General features: G+C 71.5%; 14 protein-coding genes. 10 read left to right on the forward strand and 4 right to left on the reverse strand.

Annotated features, from left to right (window positions below; translation table 11 throughout):
- The first annotated feature begins 338 nt into the window (after positions 1 to 338).
- From ACFYW7_RS29350 to ACFYW7_RS29365, 4 genes are all read left to right on the forward strand, one after another.
- Entirely contained in the window at positions 339 to 815 is a 477-nt protein-coding gene (locus ACFYW7_RS29350; protein WP_389507757.1) for a transcriptional regulator, read from the forward strand.
- Between the two features lie 96 nt (positions 816 to 911).
- Positions 912 to 1,397 (forward strand): hypothetical protein, encoded by a 486-nt coding sequence (locus tag ACFYW7_RS29355; RefSeq protein WP_389507759.1) that lies wholly within the window; start codon positions 912 to 914, stop codon positions 1,395 to 1,397.
- 286 nt (positions 1,398 to 1,683) lie between these two features.
- On the forward strand, positions 1,684 to 3,126 hold the full coding sequence (purB, locus tag ACFYW7_RS29360; RefSeq protein ID WP_389507762.1) for an adenylosuccinate lyase: 1,443 nt from the start codon (positions 1,684 to 1,686) through the stop codon (positions 3,124 to 3,126).
- 149 nt (positions 3,127 to 3,275) lie between these two features.
- Positions 3,276 to 4,091, forward strand: a complete 816-nt coding sequence (locus ACFYW7_RS29365) for a nucleotidyltransferase domain-containing protein (protein ID WP_389507765.1) — start codon at positions 3,276 to 3,278, stop codon at positions 4,089 to 4,091.
- Between the two features lie 356 nt (positions 4,092 to 4,447).
- Here ACFYW7_RS29365 and ACFYW7_RS29370 read toward each other — a convergent pair whose 3' ends face one another.
- Together ACFYW7_RS29370 and ACFYW7_RS29375 are read right to left on the reverse strand one after the other, a co-directional pair.
- The gene (locus ACFYW7_RS29370) at positions 4,448 to 5,173 is read right to left on the reverse strand and encodes an ABC transporter permease subunit (protein WP_389507767.1); all 726 of its coding nucleotides are present in this window, start codon (positions 5,171 to 5,173) and stop codon (positions 4,448 to 4,450) included.
- Positions 5,174 to 5,175: 2 nt separating this feature from the next.
- Complete coding sequence (locus tag ACFYW7_RS29375; protein ID WP_389507769.1) at positions 5,176 to 6,105, reverse strand: ABC transporter ATP-binding protein; 930 nt, start codon at positions 6,103 to 6,105, stop codon at positions 5,176 to 5,178.
- A 108-nt stretch (positions 6,106 to 6,213) separates the two neighbouring features.
- On the opposite strand from ACFYW7_RS29375, the gene ACFYW7_RS29380 reads away from it, so the two are divergent.
- From ACFYW7_RS29380 to ACFYW7_RS29390, 3 genes are all read left to right on the forward strand, one after another.
- Positions 6,214 to 7,377, forward strand: coding sequence for a sensor histidine kinase (locus ACFYW7_RS29380; RefSeq protein ID WP_389507771.1), 1,164 nt, complete (start codon positions 6,214 to 6,216; stop codon positions 7,375 to 7,377).
- A 14-nt stretch (positions 7,378 to 7,391) separates the two neighbouring features.
- A complete protein-coding gene (locus ACFYW7_RS29385) occupies positions 7,392 to 8,054 on the forward strand; it encodes a response regulator (RefSeq protein WP_387302040.1) in 663 nt (220 codons plus the stop codon).
- A gap of 98 nt (positions 8,055 to 8,152) precedes the next feature.
- Positions 8,153 to 9,310: an ROK family transcriptional regulator gene (locus ACFYW7_RS29390; RefSeq protein WP_389507773.1), complete on the forward strand. Its 1,158-nt coding sequence runs from the start codon at positions 8,153 to 8,155 to the stop codon at positions 9,308 to 9,310.
- Positions 9,311 to 9,448: 138 nt separating this feature from the next.
- Here ACFYW7_RS29390 and ACFYW7_RS29395 read toward each other — a convergent pair whose 3' ends face one another.
- Both ACFYW7_RS29395 and ACFYW7_RS29400 read right to left on the reverse strand, forming a co-directional pair.
- The gene (locus tag ACFYW7_RS29395) at positions 9,449 to 10,210 is read right to left on the reverse strand and encodes a GntR family transcriptional regulator (RefSeq protein WP_389507775.1); all 762 of its coding nucleotides are present in this window, start codon (positions 10,208 to 10,210) and stop codon (positions 9,449 to 9,451) included.
- A gap of 290 nt (positions 10,211 to 10,500) precedes the next feature.
- Entirely contained in the window at positions 10,501 to 11,385 is an 885-nt protein-coding gene (locus ACFYW7_RS29400; protein ID WP_389507777.1) for an RNA polymerase sigma-70 factor, read from the reverse strand.
- A 111-nt stretch (positions 11,386 to 11,496) separates the two neighbouring features.
- Between ACFYW7_RS29400 and ACFYW7_RS29405 the strand changes: the two genes are divergently transcribed.
- The 3 genes from ACFYW7_RS29405 to ACFYW7_RS29415 all read left to right on the forward strand — a co-directional run bounded on the left by ACFYW7_RS29405 (position 11,497) and on the right by ACFYW7_RS29415 (position 15,208).
- Complete coding sequence (locus ACFYW7_RS29405) at positions 11,497 to 12,150, forward strand: NADPH-dependent F420 reductase (RefSeq protein ID WP_389507779.1); 654 nt, start codon at positions 11,497 to 11,499, stop codon at positions 12,148 to 12,150.
- 305 nt (positions 12,151 to 12,455) lie between these two features.
- Positions 12,456 to 13,286 carry an alpha/beta fold hydrolase gene (locus ACFYW7_RS29410; RefSeq protein WP_389507781.1) on the forward strand — a complete coding sequence of 277 codons (831 nt, stop codon included), beginning with the start codon at positions 12,456 to 12,458 and terminating at the stop codon, positions 13,284 to 13,286.
- Between the two features lie 308 nt (positions 13,287 to 13,594).
- On the forward strand, positions 13,595 to 15,208 hold the full coding sequence (locus ACFYW7_RS29415; RefSeq protein WP_389507783.1) for an alkaline phosphatase D family protein: 1,614 nt from the start codon (positions 13,595 to 13,597) through the stop codon (positions 15,206 to 15,208).
- Positions 15,209 to 15,466 lie beyond the last annotated feature (258 nt).

The following is a 15,466-nucleotide window of genomic DNA, read 5'->3' on the forward strand; positions in this document are numbered from 1 at the left end:
GCCGGATGACCGGATCGTCGTTTCCTGAGGGTTTCGAGGCGTCCCCCGCAGATGCCTCGCAGCTCCGGAGCGTGGACGAGCTGACGTCGAGGCGGTGCAAATAGGGTCCCCTCAAAGGGACTTGCATACGTGCGACTAACTCACAGTCATGCAACATATGCAACTTGCGTACACGTACGCAAGTTGCTTCGCCGGTATCACGGCGAGACTTTTTGTGGGGAACTGGAGTGCGAGGCGTCCCCCTTGGCCTGCCACGACACTCAAACGTCGGTTGACCTGCGAAGATGCACGCATGCAAGTCGCGTGCAAGTTGCATACACGCGCGCTACTCTCCGGGCATGCGGAGCATGGAAGAGTCCCCCCACGAGTCCCGCGGTGAGCGACAAGCTCTCGCAAGAAGGGTCGGCGAGTACCTCACGAATGCCGCGACAGCGGCCGGGTACGACGTGCGCCCACGAGCCGGTGGCCGGGCTCAGCTGGCCATCTCGATCGGAGTGAGCCTGACGACGATCAGCAGAACACTGGAGGGCAAGACCCTCCCCCTGCCCTCGCAGCTGACGACCTGGGCGTCGGTGCTGGGCCTCGACCAGCGGGAGATGTTGGTCAACAGCGGGATGCTTCCCCCGGAACAAGGGCCTCAGCCTTCGGTACGGAGGGTAGCCTCAGTAACACTCACCCCGGAGGAGGCAATGGACGCGTGGGGCATCACTGACCTCAGAATCCGCACACTGCTCAGCGGGAACATCGTCCAAGCGATCGAGCTCCAGAAGGATCTCGATGCCGACGACAACCGGGGGGCCACTGCAAGGGGGTAAAAAAACGTGGCGTACAGACTGGCATTCGCGTCCACCGCCAGCTGCACAGCCGGCTGGACATTCGTGGGCGTAGGCGTCTGGCACCATGCATGGGAGTTGGCGGCAGTCGGGGTCGGCCTGTTGACCATGGGGGTGGCAGGGGTGCTGGCAACCCTGCTGCGTCACACGGTCGAGCAGGTCGACGCCCGCACACGACATGACCTCGGCGTCCTGGCGGAACACCGCAGACGTCTCGAACTGGACATGCACAAGCGCGAGCTGGAGCTGTCCCAGCGAGAGAAAGCCATGGCCCGCCGGGCCACCACCACAGCCATCAGACTCGGGAGCCATGCCCGGGCCCTCGATGAGGCGCGGAACGCGAACTCGGCACTGCGCGCCAAGAACTCCCAGCTCATGCAGGAGATCGAGGAAGTCAACGACGAGCGCAACCAACTGATCACGGCGGAGCTCACGCTCGCCCACGACCGGTTCACCTCGAAGACCTACGGGGGCCTGCGCGCTGTGGTCGGCAGCGAGCAGTCCCACCCCGATCCGCACGCACAGGCGGGCTACGGGAGCCGCCCCCCGCGTTCGGGGTCCTGACGACGACCGTGCGCCATCGATCCAGCGGAACCTCCATCCACTAGTACGGGCGACAACTCACTTCCGTTCAAGGCAGGTCGAGCTTCATTCCGCCGGGACCACCGGCGGACGGCAGGAGCGACGACGTGGTCCGTGGTGCCCGCCCGCGCGGCGGCATCCGGTGCCCGTCCCCGCGCCTCTCCAGCACACCCCGGTCCGCCGGGGGGTGCCGCTCCGCCCGCCCGGGCGACCGGGTCGCGGCGGACGTAACAGGACCCGCGCCGGACAGCCGGTATGCTCCATACACGTGACTGCCGCGCCTGCAAAGCCCCGTATCCCCAACGTTCTCGCCGGACGCTACGCCTCCGCCGAGCTCGCCACGCTCTGGTCCCCCGAGCAGAAGGTGAAACTGGAGCGTCAGCTCTGGATCGCCGTACTGCGGGCCCAGAAGGACCTCGGGATCGAGGTGCCGGACGCCGCCATCGCCGACTACGAGCGCGTCCTCGACCAGGTCGACCTCGCCTCCATCGCCGAGCGCGAGAAGATCACCCGGCACGACGTGAAGGCGCGGATCGAGGAGTTCAACGACCTCGCCGGCCACGAGCACGTGCACAAGGGCATGACGTCGCGCGACCTCACCGAGAACGTCGAGCAGCTCCAGATCCGGCTCTCCCTCGAGCTGACGCGCGACCGTACGGTCGCGGTCCTCGCCCGCCTGGGCAAGCTCGCCGGCGAGTACGCCGAGCTGGTCATCGCCGGTCGCTCCCACAACGTGGCCGCACAGGCCACCACGCTGGGCAAGCGTTTCGCGACCGCCGCCGACGAGCTGCTCGTCGCGTACGGCCGCCTCGAGGAACTCCTCGGCCGCTACCCGCTGCGCGGCATCAAGGGCCCGGTCGGCACGGCCCAGGACATGCTCGACCTGCTGGGCGGGGACGCGGCCAAGCTCGCCGACCTGGAGCAGCGGATCGCCGGGCACCTCGGCTTCTCGCAGGCCTTCACCTCCGTCGGCCAGGTCTACCCGCGCTCGCTCGACTACGACGTCGTGACCGCGCTGGTGCAGCTGGCCGCCGCGCCGTCCTCGACGGCCAAGACGATCCGGCTCATGGCCGGGCACGAGCTGGTCACCGAGGGCTTCAAGCCCGGCCAGGTCGGTTCCTCCGCGATGCCGCACAAGATGAACACCCGCTCCTGCGAGCGTGTCAACGGCCTGATGGTCATCCTGCGCGGCTACGCGTCGATGACCGGCGAGCTGGCGGGCGACCAGTGGAACGAGGGCGACGTGTCGTGCTCGGTCGTGCGCCGCGTCGCGCTGCCGGACGCGTTCTTCGCGCTCGACGGTCTGCTGGAGACCTTCCTGACGGTCCTCGACGAGTTCGGTGCCTTCCCGGCCGTCGTCGCCCGCGAGCTGGACCGCTACCTGCCGTTCCTCGCGACGACCAAGGTCCTGATGGGCGCGGTGCGCGCCGGTGTCGGCCGCGAGGTCGCCCACGAGGCGATCAAGGAGAACGCGGTCGCCTCGGCCCTCGCCATGCGTGAGCAGGGTGCCGAGCGCAACGAGCTGCTCGACAAGCTCGCCGCGGACGAGCGGATCCCCCTGGACCGCGCGCAGCTCGACGAGCTGATGGCCGACAAGCTGTCCTTCACGGGCGCCGCGGCCGACCAGGTGGCCGTCGTCGTCGGCCGCGTCGAGGAGATCGTGAAGCAGCACCCGGAGGCCGCGGGCTACACGCCCGGCGCGATCCTCTGACCCACCTCGCTCGAGCGGACCTGGAGGCCGCCCGCGACCGGCCGCTCGTGCCGGACCCCCTCGCGGTCGGCCTCTCGGCGTTCTCCGGTGGTGCGCGGCCTCTCAGAAACGGGTCGCCGTCGGAAACGCGCCTCGGCAGAATCCGGGGTATGGAGCGTCTGACAGAGATCGCGGACCGGCTGACCGAGGTCGACGGCGTCGTCGGTGTGTGTCTGGGAGGCAGCCGGGCCAGTGGCACGCACGGCCCCGGCTCCGACTTCGATCTGGGCCTCTACTACCGGCCGCCGCTGGACACCGCGGCCCTGCGCCTGCTCGCGGCCCGGCTGACCGGTGATTCGGTGGACGTCACCGAGCCGGGCGGCTGGGGACCGTGGGTGGACGGCGGCGGCTGGCTGACCGTCGACGGTCACCGGGTCGACTGGATCTACCGTGACCTGGACCGGGTGCACCGCGTCTGGCGGCAGTGCCTCGCCGGGCGGTTCGAGATCGGTGTCCAGCCAGGACATCCCCTGGGTGTCTACTCCCACGCCTATGCCGGTGAGCTGGCCGTCGGACGGATCCTCACCGACCCCGGCGGTGAGCTTCGGGCCCTGCGGGAGCAGACGCGCCGCTACCCCGAGCCGCTGCGCGAAGCGCTCATGGACAACGCGCGGTGGGAGGCACCGTTCGTCCTCGCGGGCGCCCGCAAGGGGGCTGCTCGCGGTGACGTCTTCTACGTCTCCGGCTGTCTCTTCCGCGCGGTCGGACTTCTCGTTCACGCCCTCCATGCCCAGGCCCGGCGTTGGGTGCTCAACGAAAAGGGGGCGGTCCGGGCGGCGGGAGAGCTCGCGGTCGCCCCGCCGGAGTTCGCCGGACGGGCCCAGGGACTGTTCTCCGCGCTCGGCACCACCCCGGAGACACTGGCTGCCGCGCTCGACGACGCCGACAGCCTGGTCGCCGAGGTGTGCGGTCGCCTCGACGGCTGATCGGGTCCCGTACGGAACGGCCCCCGTGTCACCGCATCACGGTGGTCACACCGGCGCGCTCACCCCCTGACGGCAGGTCCGCCTCCGCGCTCACCGTGTCAGGACCGGTCGGTCTCCGTGATCACCGGATCAAGGCCGGTCGGTCCCCGCGCTCACCACGTCTGGGCGGTCCGTCCCCGGGACCGCCGACGGCAGCCCCGGGACCGCCGTACGACCCGGCGACCGACCCGCCGTGCCCCGTGGGAAAGTCCTCGGCGCACAGCCGGTCGATCGTGGCGAGATGCCGCGCGAAGGTCATGACGTCCGGTGAAGCCGCCACCACCGGCAATTACCGAGGCGTCAGGAAGCGAGTGCGGTCACGCGTCCCTGCGCCGGACGCACCACGCCCCCGCGCCCAGAGCCGCGGCGGTCCACAGCGCGGTCACGGCGAGCCCGCTCCAGGGACCCAGAGCGCCGTCCCACGAAGCGTGCAGGACCGTCTGCCCGGCCTTGTCCGGCAGGAAGTCCGCCACGCTCCCGGACGCGTTCCCCACGACGAAGGACACGATCAGGAGGAACGGGATCAGGATGCTCAGCGTGGCGACCCCGCTGCGCAGGACGGCTGCCAGGCCCGCCGCGAACAGGGCCATCAAGGAGAGGTAGACGGCGCAGCCGACCACACCCCGGAGCTCCTCCGTCCAGGTCAGGCCGTCGGCCCGGGAACCGAGCACGGACGTCCCGACGACCAGACTGAGCACGCCCGTGACCAGGCCGATCCCCAGGGCCGGTACGCCGATCGCCACCGTCTTGGCCAGGAACCAGCGCCCCCGGACGGGCACCGCCGCCAGTGAGACGCGGAGCGCGCCGCCCTGGTACTCGGCCGAGACCGCCTGGGCTCCGAAGGTGATGGCCGCGATCTGGCCGAAACTGACGCCGAAGAAGGTCGAGAAGAGCGGGTCGAACTCCGGGTCGTCGGAGTTGTCGAGTCCGGCGAGCGCCGAGAACGCGACCGTGGCCACGAGGACGGCGAGCAGGCCCCAGAGGAGCGAGCGCAGGGTTCGGATCTTGATCCATTCCGCGCGGAGTACGGGTGCGAAGGACACGGTCAGACCTCCTGAGGCTGTGTCGGGGCGGCGGCGAACTCGGTCTCGGCGGCCGTCAGATCCAGGTAGGCCTGCTCCAACGTCCCTTCTTCCGAGGCGAGTTCGAGGATGGGGAGACCGGCGGCCGAGGTGAGGCGCCCGATGTCCTCCAGTCCCGCGTCGAACGCGGTCCAGCGGCCGTCCTCGCCCTCGACGGCCTCGATGCCGTGCTCCGCGAACAGGCCCCCCAGGGCACGGCCGTCCACGCTGCGCACCCGGACGCGAGGCCGCACGCGCGCGTCGATGAACTCGCGCATGGGCATGTCGGCCAGGAGTCTGCCGCGGCCGAGGACGACGAGCTGGTCGGCGAAGGAGGCGGTCTCGTTCATGAGATGGCTGGAGACGAGGACGGTTCGCCCCTCCCGGGCCAGTCGGCGCAGCAACTCCCGGATCCAGATGATCCCTTCGGGGTCGAGCCCGTTCGACGGTTCGTCCAGGAGCATCACGGGCGGGTCGCCGAGCAGGGCGGCCGCGATGCCCAGACGCTGACGCATGCCCAGGGAGTACGTCTTCACCCGGTGCCGGGCCACCGGGGCGAGCCCCGTCTCCTCCAGCACCTCGTCGACCCGGCGTTCGGGGATGCGGTTGGTGGCGGCGAGGGCCCGCAGGTGGTTCCGGGCGGTCCGCGACCCGTGCGCGGCTCCCGCGTCGAGGAGGGCGCCCACCTTCCGGAGCGGTTCGTCGAGGGTGGCGTACGCGCGGCCCCCGATGGTGGCGGTGCCGGAGGTGGGCCGGTCCAGGCCCAGCACGAGCCGCATGGTGGTGGACTTCCCGGCGCCATTGGGGCCGAGGAATCCGGTGACACGGCCCGGGAGAACGCCGAAGGTCAGGTGGTCCACGGCGCGCTTGCCGCCGTACTCCTTGGTCAGGTCTTGGACGTCGATGCTGGTCATGGGTTCAGCGTGGCCGTCGGCGACTGGTGTCCGCCTCCCCCACGGGTGGAGATCGTCTCCCCCGCTCGGGGGAGGTCCGTTGTCGGTGCCCGCTGGCACGATGGCGTGATGGCCCGGTTTCTGCGCCCTCTGCTGTGGGGGACGACGTACACGCGCTTGCTGCACCTGTGGGTGCCGATGCTGTTCGTCAGCGTGTGGCTCTTCATCGACATGTCGAGGCCGTGGGTGCCCGCGCTGATGCTCATTCCGCTGGGGCTGATCCCGGCCGTGCGGCGGGGCGAGGGTGTGCAGGCGCGGTTCATGCTGGCGCCGGGCGAGCGGGGCGGTGAGGACGCGGCGTTCTCGGTCGCCCCCTCGGCCGGCCCGAGGGACCGGTGGCGCACCGTCCTCTGGCTGGAGGCGCGCATGCTGCTGAGCGTGGCGACCTCCATGGTCACCGTGTGGCTGCCCGTGTTCGCCGTCGACCTCACCAGGGCCGCCCTGGGCTACTGGCCGTCCGGAGACCCCGTGGTGCGGCTCCTGGACCCGCACTGGAGCTGCGCGCTGCTCATTCCTCTGCCCCTGCTCGCTCTGTACGGCGCGGTGGTCGGCCTCGGCGAGCTGACCACGGCGCTCGCCCGGCGGCTTCTCGGCCCCTCCTCCGCCGAGCGGCTCGCCGCCCTGGAGACGCGCACCGAACAACTCCTGGAGCGCAACCGCATAGCCCGGGAGCTCCACGACTCCATCGGCCACGCGCTCACTGTCGCGGTGGTGCAGGCCGGAGCCGCGCGCGCGGCCGGCGACCCGGAGTTCACCGACCGTGCCCTGACCGCCATCGAGGAGACCGGAAGAGCCGCTCTGGAGGACCTGGAGCGGGTGCTCGGGGTGCTGCGCGAGGCGGAACGTCCCGTGAGCGGCCGCCCCACGCTGGCGGACGCCGACCGACTGCTGGAGTCGGCGCGCACCTCCGGGGCCAAGGTGGACGCCGAGGTCTCGGGCCCGTTGGAGACGGTGGCCGGTCCGGTGTCCAGAGAGGGCTACCGCATCCTCCAGGAGTCGCTCACCAATGTGCTCCGGCATGCCGGGAGCGTCCCGGTGCGGGTCCGTATCGAGGTCAGGGACGGCACGCTCTCCCTGGAGGTCCGCAATCCGCTGCCGGACGGCAGAGCCGGTTCCGGGCGGGGCAGCGGTCTGCGCGGCATACGGGAGCGGGCCGCGCTGCTCGGCGGCAGCGCCCGGACGGGCCCGCACGAGGGTGACTGGCAGGTGCACGCCGAGCTTCCGTCGCACTGATCTACGCTGGCCGGATGCCGGTCACCGTTCTGCTCGTCGACGACGAACCCCTCGTACGCGCGGGGCTGCGCGCCGTGTTGGAGGCGCAGCCCGACATCGAGGTCGTCGGTGAGGCCGCCGACGGCGCCGCCGTGATCCCGCTCGTCCGGCAGTTGCGGCCCGATGTGGTCGCCATGGACGTCCGGATGCCCCTGATGGACGGCATCGAGACGACCCGCGCGGTTCTGCGGACGGTCGCCGACCCGCCCAAGATCCTCGTGGTGACGACGTTCGAGAACGACGAGTACGTCTACGAGGCGCTGCGCGCGGGGGCCGACGGCTTCCTCCTGAAGCGGGCGCGGCCGGCCGAGATCGTGCACGCGGTGCGACTGGTGGCCGAGGGCGAGTCCCTGCTGTTCCCCGCCTCCGTGCGGCAGTTGGCGGCCGACTACGGGGACGGCGGGGCCAGTCCGGCGGCGCGGGCGGCCATGGAGCGGGCCGCGCTGACCGAGCGCGAGGCGGACGTGCTGCGGCTGATGGCGCGGGGGATGTCCAACGCCGAGATCGCCGCGCGGCTGGTCGTCGGCACGGAGACGGTCAAGTCGCACGTCAGCTCCGTACTGGCGAAGCTGGGTGCCCGGGACCGTACTCAGGCGGTCATCGCGGCCTACGAGTCGGGGTTCGTGGCGCCGGGCTGACGGCGGTCCGCGCACGGGAAAGGGTCCCCGGCCCTCGCCGGGGTCCCCCGCGACGAGTACGATCCGGCCAACACGCGTACAAGCTGGGAGGACGGACGTTGGGGCGGTTGACCGGCGGGGATCCCTCTCTGCTGCGACGGATCAATTCCGCGGTGGTGCTGCACGCCCTGCGTGCCACGGACTGCGCGACCCTCACCGAGATCACCCGGGTGACCGGTCTGTCCCGGCCGACGGTCGAGGGCGTCGTCGAGGGGCTGATCGAGAACGGCCTCGTCGTCGAGAAGGCGGCCGAGGAGGGTGCCACGCGACGCCAGGGGCGTCCGGCGCGCAGGTTCCGGTTCCGGGCCGAGGCGGGGCATCTGCTGGGCCTGGAGATCGGCCCGCACCGCGTCGCGGCGCTGCTCGCGGACCTGGACGGGCGCGTGATGGGCGCGATGGCCAAGGACGTCGACGAGACGGCGTCCGCCGACGAGCGGCTGGAACGGCTGCGGGTGGCGGTCGCCGAACTGCTGCGCAGGGCGGGTGTCGCCCGCAGTTCTCTGCGCGCGGTGGGTGTGGGAAGCCCCGGCATCGTGGAGGCGGACGGCACCGTTCGCCTGGGCACGGCGCTGCCGGAGTGGACGGGCCTGCCCCTGGGCGAGCGGCTGAGCCGTTCCTTCAAGTGCCCGGTCCTGGTGGAGAACGACGCCAACGCGGCGGCGGTGGCGGAACACTGGAAGGGCGCGGCGACCGAGTCCGACGACGTCGTCTTCGTCCTGGCCGGGCTGAGCCCGGGCGCCGGCTCACTGATCGGCGGACGGTTGCACCGTGGGTACGGCGGGGCGGCCGGCGAGATCGGCGCGCTGCATCTGCTGGGCCGTGACGTCACTCCCGAGACGCTCCTGTCGACCACGGACGAACCGTTGCACCCGCTCGACGAGCAGGCCGTCGCCAAGGTGTTCGCGCTGGCCAAGGGCGGTGACCAGCGGGCGCGCGCGGCGATGGACCGTTTCATCCAGCGGCTGGTGCACGACGTGGCCGCCCTCGTCCTCGCCCTCGACCCGGAACTGGTCGTCATCGGCGGCTGGGCGGCCGGTCTCGACGGCGTGCTGGAGCCGCTGCGGCGGGAGTTGGCGCGCTACTGTCTGCGTCCGCCCAAGGTGGCCCTCTCCCTGCTGGGTGAGGCGGCCGTGGCGACGGGGGCACTGCGACTGGCCCTCGACCACGTGGAGGAGCAACTGTTCGCGGTGGAGGGGACCGTGACGGCGCGCCGCTGACCGGACCGACGGCGGTACCGCTCCCGACGCGAGGCCGCGTCGGCCGGGCAAGCAAAGCGTCGCGCCCCGGAGGTTCCGGGGCGCGACGGACGGGACTCCGGACGCGGCTCGAGGAGCGCGCCTGTCCGGGCGGACGGTTCAGGAGGCGCGGCGCTCGGTGTCGTGGTGGATCTCGACGCCGCCTGAGTCGCCGAACGTGAGCCGGCAGGTGTCCGCGCGATAGGTGGCCACGGAGACCGCCGCGGTACGCCCCTCGGAGAAGAAGCGGGTCGTGACGACGAGTACGGGCGCCCCCGGAAGCCGGTCGAGCTCCTTGGCGTCGTCCGCGCGGGCCGAGCCGAGTTCGACGGCGCTGTCCTGGCCTTCCAGATCCAGACGCTGAAGCTCCCGCAGCACGGCACGCGCGCGTGCGGCCCCCGAGGGCGCGTCGATCGCCGACAGATCCGGTACGGAAGTCGCCGAGATGTAGAGGAGTTCGGCGGCGACGGGCTGCCCGTGCGTCACCCGCGAGCGGCGCACCATGTGCACCTGCTCGTCGGCGGCGGTCTCCAGGACCGCGGCCACCGACGCGGGCGGTGCCGTCATGGTGCAGTCCGCCGCGTGCCAGGCGTCACCGACCGCTCCCGGCCACACGTGCTGTTCGCTGCCGACCGCCACACCCACGCGCGGTGGCGCGACGGTGGTGCCCACGCCACGACGGCGCTGCAGACGACCTTCCAGTTCGAGCTGTTCCAGCGCTTGGCGCAGCGTGGCCCGGGCGACGCCGAAGCGGGCCGCCAGATCACGTTCGTTGGGCAGGATCTCGCCCACCGTGAACTCTGAGTCGAGTGCCTCACTGAGCACGGTCCTGAGATGCCAGTACTTAGGTTCCGGCACCGTTTCCAACTGCGTGGTCCCCACCCTGTCCTCCGCAATCGCCGTGGCCCGGCGGCGTTTTAACGCCCTTGTTTATTAAAGGTTCCTGCACTATCCCTGCGACCATAGGGCCGCCCCCACCCTTGGTCAAGACCAATCCTCGATCCCTTGCGGTTTGCACAGGCGCCCGGCCGCGGAGCGTTCACGGGGTGTTCTCACTGGGCGATGCGCACGACACGAAACCGAGAGCCCCCGTCCGTGGGACGGGGGCTCTCGCTGTTCCGCCGCGGCTTCCGCGGGGGTGTTCCGAAGCGCCTGCCGGGCGCCGGGAGTGGTCAGTCCAGGGAGAGGGACACCAGCTTCTCGGGGTTGCGCATGATGTAGACGCACTGGACGCGGCCGTCCGCGACGTCCAGTTGCAGGACGCTGTCCGGCTTGCCCTCGGACAGGACCAGCACCGCGAGACCGCCGTTGACCTCCAGGAAGCGGAACGACAGTCCGGCGACGCCCTTCTTCGTGACCCCGATGACGAAGCGGCCGACCTTGTCGGCGGAGTCGAGAACCCGCAGCGGCGCCTGGGCCAGGCCTCCGCTGTCGCCGATGAGCCGTGCCTCCGGGGCCAGCAGGGAAATGAGTCCCGCCAGATTCCCCTCGCCCGCCGCGGCGAGGAACCGTTCGGTGAGGTCACGGCGTTCGGCGGGGTCGACCTCGTAGCGCGGCCGCCGTTCCTCCACGTGTCTGCGCGCCCGCCCGGCGAGTTGACGCACCGCCGGTTCGCCCCGTTCGAGTACGGCCGCGATGTCGGCGTACGGATAGCCGAAGGCCTCTCTCAGTACGAAAACCGCCCGCTCCAGCGGTGACAGGGACTCCAGGACGACGAGAACGGCGAGGGAGACGGAGTCGGCGAGAACGGCCCGTTCGGCACTGTCGGGGACGGTGTCGCCGAAGTCGGTGACGTACGGCTCCGGGAGCCACGGTCCGACGTAGGCCTCACGGCGCGACTGGACCTGGCGCAGCCGGTCGACGGCGAGCCGGGTGGTCACGCGGACCAGATAGCCGCGCGGTTCGCGCACGTCCGACCGGTCGTCGGCCGACCAGCGCAACCACGCCTCCTGGACGACGTCCTCCGCGTCGGCGACCCGCCCGAGCATGCGGTACGCCACGCCCATCAGGACCGGGCGATGCTCTTCGAAGACGTCGGTCGCTATGTCGGTGGCCACCCCACCATCCCACCCGACACCTTTCCTCGTGTCCAGGCGAAATCGCCCTGCCCGGCGCACAATGACCGCGGGCCGCCGGTGGCCCGCGATATCGACACGGGAGGAACGACGATGCGGTACGCGGTTCTTGGCACGGGAGACGTCGGGCGCACGCTCGCCGGGAAGCTGGTCGAGCTGGGCCACGAGGTGACGCTGGGTTCGCGCACGAAGGACAACGAGGCGGCCGTCGCCTGGGCGGGCGACGCGGGTCCGCGGGCGTTCCACGGCACGTTCGAGGACTCCGCGGCCTTCGGCGAGGTGGTGGTGAACGCGGTGGGCGGCCGGCTGGCGCTCGCGGTGCTGCGGTCGGCGGGCGAGGAACACCTGGACGGCAAGGTGATCCTCGACGTCTCCAACCCCATGGCCTTCGAGGACGGTGAGATGCGGCTGTCGCCCGTCGAGTCGGACAGTGTGGGCGAGCAGATCCAACGGGCCTTCCCGCGGGCACGCGTGGTGAAGAGCCTCAACACCGTCAACTGCGCCCTGATGGTGGACCCCGCCAGGGTGCCGGGCGAACACCAGATCTTCGTCTCGGGCGAGGACGACGGCGCCAAGGAGCAGGTGACGGCGCTGCTGGGCGAGTTCGGCTGGCCCGCGCACCGCGTGCTCGACCTCGGGGGCATCCGGACGGCGCGGGCCGTGGAGATGTATCTGCCGCTGTGGCTGGCCCTCTTCCAGAGCACCGGGACCTCGGAGTTCAACGTGGAGGTCCGCAGGGCGCGCTAGTCCGAGGCCCGGGAGACGGCGACGACGACCGCGGCGGCCGAGGCGGCGACAGCGACAGCGACAGCGACCAAACGATGCCGGGCGTGGTCGCTGCCGGGGCCGTGGGCATGGCATGCGCGTGGGCTCGGGCTCGGGCCCGAGCCTGTGGGCGGGGCCATGGGCGGGGCGGGGTTCCGGCGTCCTGCCCACGGTCTCCCGGCTCATCGTCGTACGCTTCGTGGCGACTTGGGGCTACCCGCCGGTAGCAGTTGCTGACAAGCTGTCTACGAGAGTTCGTCACGGCGTCCCAGACAAGGAGCGGTCCCATGTCCGACACGGTCTCCGTCACCCTCCCCTCCCCGCGCGGGCCGAGGGCGGTCACCCTGTCCTACGCACGCGTGGGCACGGGTGCGCCCCTGCTCCTGCTGCACGGGATCGGCCACCACCGACAGGCCTGGGACCCGGTCATCCCCATCCTCGCGGCCGAGCGCGACGTCATCTCCGTCGACCTCCCCGGCTTCGGCGAGTCCCCGGCCCTGCCCGAGGGACTCGCCCACGACCTGGCGACGGTGGTGCCCGTGCTCGGCGCGCTGTGCGAGGCGCTGGGCGTCGAACGACCGCACGTCGCGGGCAACTCGCTGGGCGGGCTGCTGGCCCTGGAGCTCGGCCGCGAGAAGCTCGTACGGTCCGTCACCGCGCTGTCTCCCGCCGGTTTCTGGTCCCCCGTGGAACGGCGGTACGCCTTCGGTGTCCTGCTCGCCATGCGCCAGGCGGCCCGGCGGACGCCGCTCCCGGTCATCGAGCGGCTCTCCCGCTCGGCAGCCGGCCGGACGGTGCTGACCAGCACCATCTACGCCCGGCCCGGGCGCCGGTCACCGGACGCCGTCGTCGCCGAGACACTCGCGCTGGCCAACGCCGAGGCGTTCACCGAGACGCTCCGGGCGGGCACGACCGTCCAGTTCACGGACGACATCCCGACGCTCCCGGTCACCGTGGCCTGGGGCACGCGTGACCGGCTGCTGGTGCGCCGCCAGGGCGTCCGGGCCAAGCAGATCATTCCGCGGGCGCGACTGGTACGGCTGCCCGGCTGCGGGCACGTCCCGATGAACGACGACCCCGCTCTCGTCGCCCGCGTCATTCTCGACGGCAGCAGCTGAGCGGCGCACCCCCGCCGCGGAGCCGGAGGGAGGACGGCATCGCCCGGCCTCCGCGGCGACAGCCCGCCGGTGATCGGTCCCCCTCGAAGGCGGGCCGCGGGCGGTACCGGCCCTCCGTCCTCGGAGGCGGCTCGCGGGCCGCCTCCGGCCGACCGGGGCCGGCCCGATCTCGCCTGCCGGAACGGCGAACGCGCACCGATTCACCACCGTCCAGGGACAGTTGTTCACCCACGGTTTCCGTGCGCGCTGCGGCACACCAGTAGTCGTGGCACTGCACACTGGCTGAATTCGTCCCTGGAGGCGCATCCATGTCGCAAGGTCCGACCCACTCCCCGCCCGGCCGCCGCAGCGTGCTGCGCGGCTCCCTCGCCGCATCGGCCGCACTGGCTCTGCCCACCGCGCTCGGCTCGGCGCCGACGTTCGGCTCGGCGTCGGCGTTCGCCCTGTCCGGCCGGCCGACGGCGGGCTGGGGCGTCCAGACCGGCGACGTCACCGACGACTCCGGCCTGGTCTGGGTCCGGTCCGACCGCCCGGCCCGGATGATCGTCGAGACCTCGGCGACCGGGTCGTTCCGCGACCCGCGCAGATGGCACGGTCCGCTGCTCGGCGCGGACACGGATTTCACGGGGACCACCCGGCTGCGCGGGCTGCCGTCCGGCGAACAGATCCACTACCGCGTCCTGCTCGCCGACCCCGACGACCCGCGCCGCACCGGCGAGCCGGTGAGCGGGACGTTCCGGACGGCGCCGCGCGGGCGCCGTGGCGGCGTGCGCTTCCTGTGGTCGGGCGACCTGGCGGGACAGGGCTGGGGCATCAACCCGGACATCGGCGGCTACCGCATCTACGACGCCATGGCCCGGCTCGACCCGGACTTCTTCCTGTGCAGCGGTGACAACATCTACGCGGACGGTCCGATCGCCGCGACCGCCGCGCTCCCCGGCGGCGGCACCTGGCGGAACATCACGACCGAGGAGAAGTCCAAGGTCGCCGAGTCGCTGGCGGAGTTCCGCGGCAACTTCCGCTACAACCTTCTCGACCAGAACCTCAGGCGGTTCAACGCCCGGGTTCCGTCCATCGTCCAGTGGGACGACCACGAGGTGCGCAACAACTGGTACCCGGGGGAGGTGATCGCGACCACGGACACGCGCTACACGGAGAAGAGCGTCGACGTGCTGGCCGCCCGGGCCCTGCGCGCGTTCAGTGAGTACTTCCCCGTCTCGACCCTGCGGCCGGCCGGCCGGGACGGCCGCGTGCACCGCGTCGTGCGCCACGGTCCCCTCCTGGACGTGTTCGTCCTCGACATGCGCACCCACCGCAACGCGAACTCGCCGGACGACCAGGTCGCGGACCCCCGGGGCATCCTCGGCGCCGCGCAACTGGACTGGCTGAAGCGGGAACTGTCGCGTTCCCGTGCCGTGTGGAAGGTGATCGCCGCGGACATGCCGCTCGGCCTGGTCGTGCCGGACACGACCGAGGGACGGCCGAACTTCGAGGCCGTTGCGCAGGGCGACCCGGGTGTGCCGCTCGGGCGCGAACTGCAGCTCGCCGAGCTGCTGCGGTTCATCAAGCACCGGCGGATCACCGGCACGGTGTGGCTCACCGCCGATGTGCACTACACCTCGGCACAGCACTATCAACCGTCGCGGGCCGCGTTCACCGACTTCGAGCCGTTCTGGGAGTTCGTCTCGGGTCCGCTCAACGCCGGTGCGTTCCCGGCCGGCGCGCTGGACAACACGTTCGGTCCGGAGCGGGTGTTCGTGAAGGCCCCCACGGCCTCGAACGTCTCGCCCGCGGGCGGCTATCAGTTCTTCGGCGAGGTGGACATCGACGGCGACAGCGGCGAACTGACGGTGCGGCTGCGCGAGCAGGACGGGACCGTGCTGTTCACCCAGCGACTCCAGCCAGGGCGCGTGGGGCAGTAACGGAGCACGCGGGGAAACGGGCGGCGGAGGTCGTACGGTTCCGGTGGGCCGTCCGCCGGCCGTGCGGTCCGTTCGGCCCCGCTCCCCCGCGGCGACCGTCACCCACGGCCGACCGCCTCGGCGCTCGGTGCCGCGAGACCGGCGCCGGACTCGACCGACAAGCAAATCGTCGCAGGTCAGAGGCGATTGTCAGTGGCGGCCCCTACGGTTTTTCCATGACGCGATCCTTGCAGGCCGTGGCCTACGCCCGACCCTCCG

It is taken from the genome of Streptomyces sp. NPDC002580, assembly GCF_042889485.1.
In the GTDB taxonomy this organism is placed as follows: domain Bacteria; phylum Actinomycetota; class Actinomycetes; order Streptomycetales; family Streptomycetaceae; genus Streptomyces.

Bases quoted from the DNA above. Each gene is read 5' to 3' on its own strand.
- ACFYW7_RS29350 (WP_389507757.1), top strand. From the start codon at position 339: ATGCGGAGCATGGAAGAGTCCCCCCACGAGTCCCGCGGTGAGCGACAA.
- ACFYW7_RS29365 (WP_389507765.1), top strand. From the start codon at position 3,276: ATGGAGCGTCTGACAGAGATCGCGGACCGGCTGACCGAGGTCGACGGC.
- ACFYW7_RS29375 (WP_389507769.1), bottom strand. From the start codon at position 6,105: ATGACCAGCATCGACGTCCAAGACCTGACCAAGGAGTACGGCGGCAAG.
- ACFYW7_RS29380 (WP_389507771.1), top strand. From the start codon at position 6,214: ATGGCCCGGTTTCTGCGCCCTCTGCTGTGGGGGACGACGTACACGCGC.
- ACFYW7_RS29385 (WP_387302040.1), top strand. From the start codon at position 7,392: ATGCCGGTCACCGTTCTGCTCGTCGACGACGAACCCCTCGTACGCGCG.
- ACFYW7_RS29405 (WP_389507779.1), top strand. From the start codon at position 11,497: ATGCGGTACGCGGTTCTTGGCACGGGAGACGTCGGGCGCACGCTCGCC.
- ACFYW7_RS29410 (WP_389507781.1), top strand. From the start codon at position 12,456: ATGTCCGACACGGTCTCCGTCACCCTCCCCTCCCCGCGCGGGCCGAGG.
- ACFYW7_RS29415 (WP_389507783.1), top strand. From the start codon at position 13,595: ATGTCGCAAGGTCCGACCCACTCCCCGCCCGGCCGCCGCAGCGTGCTG.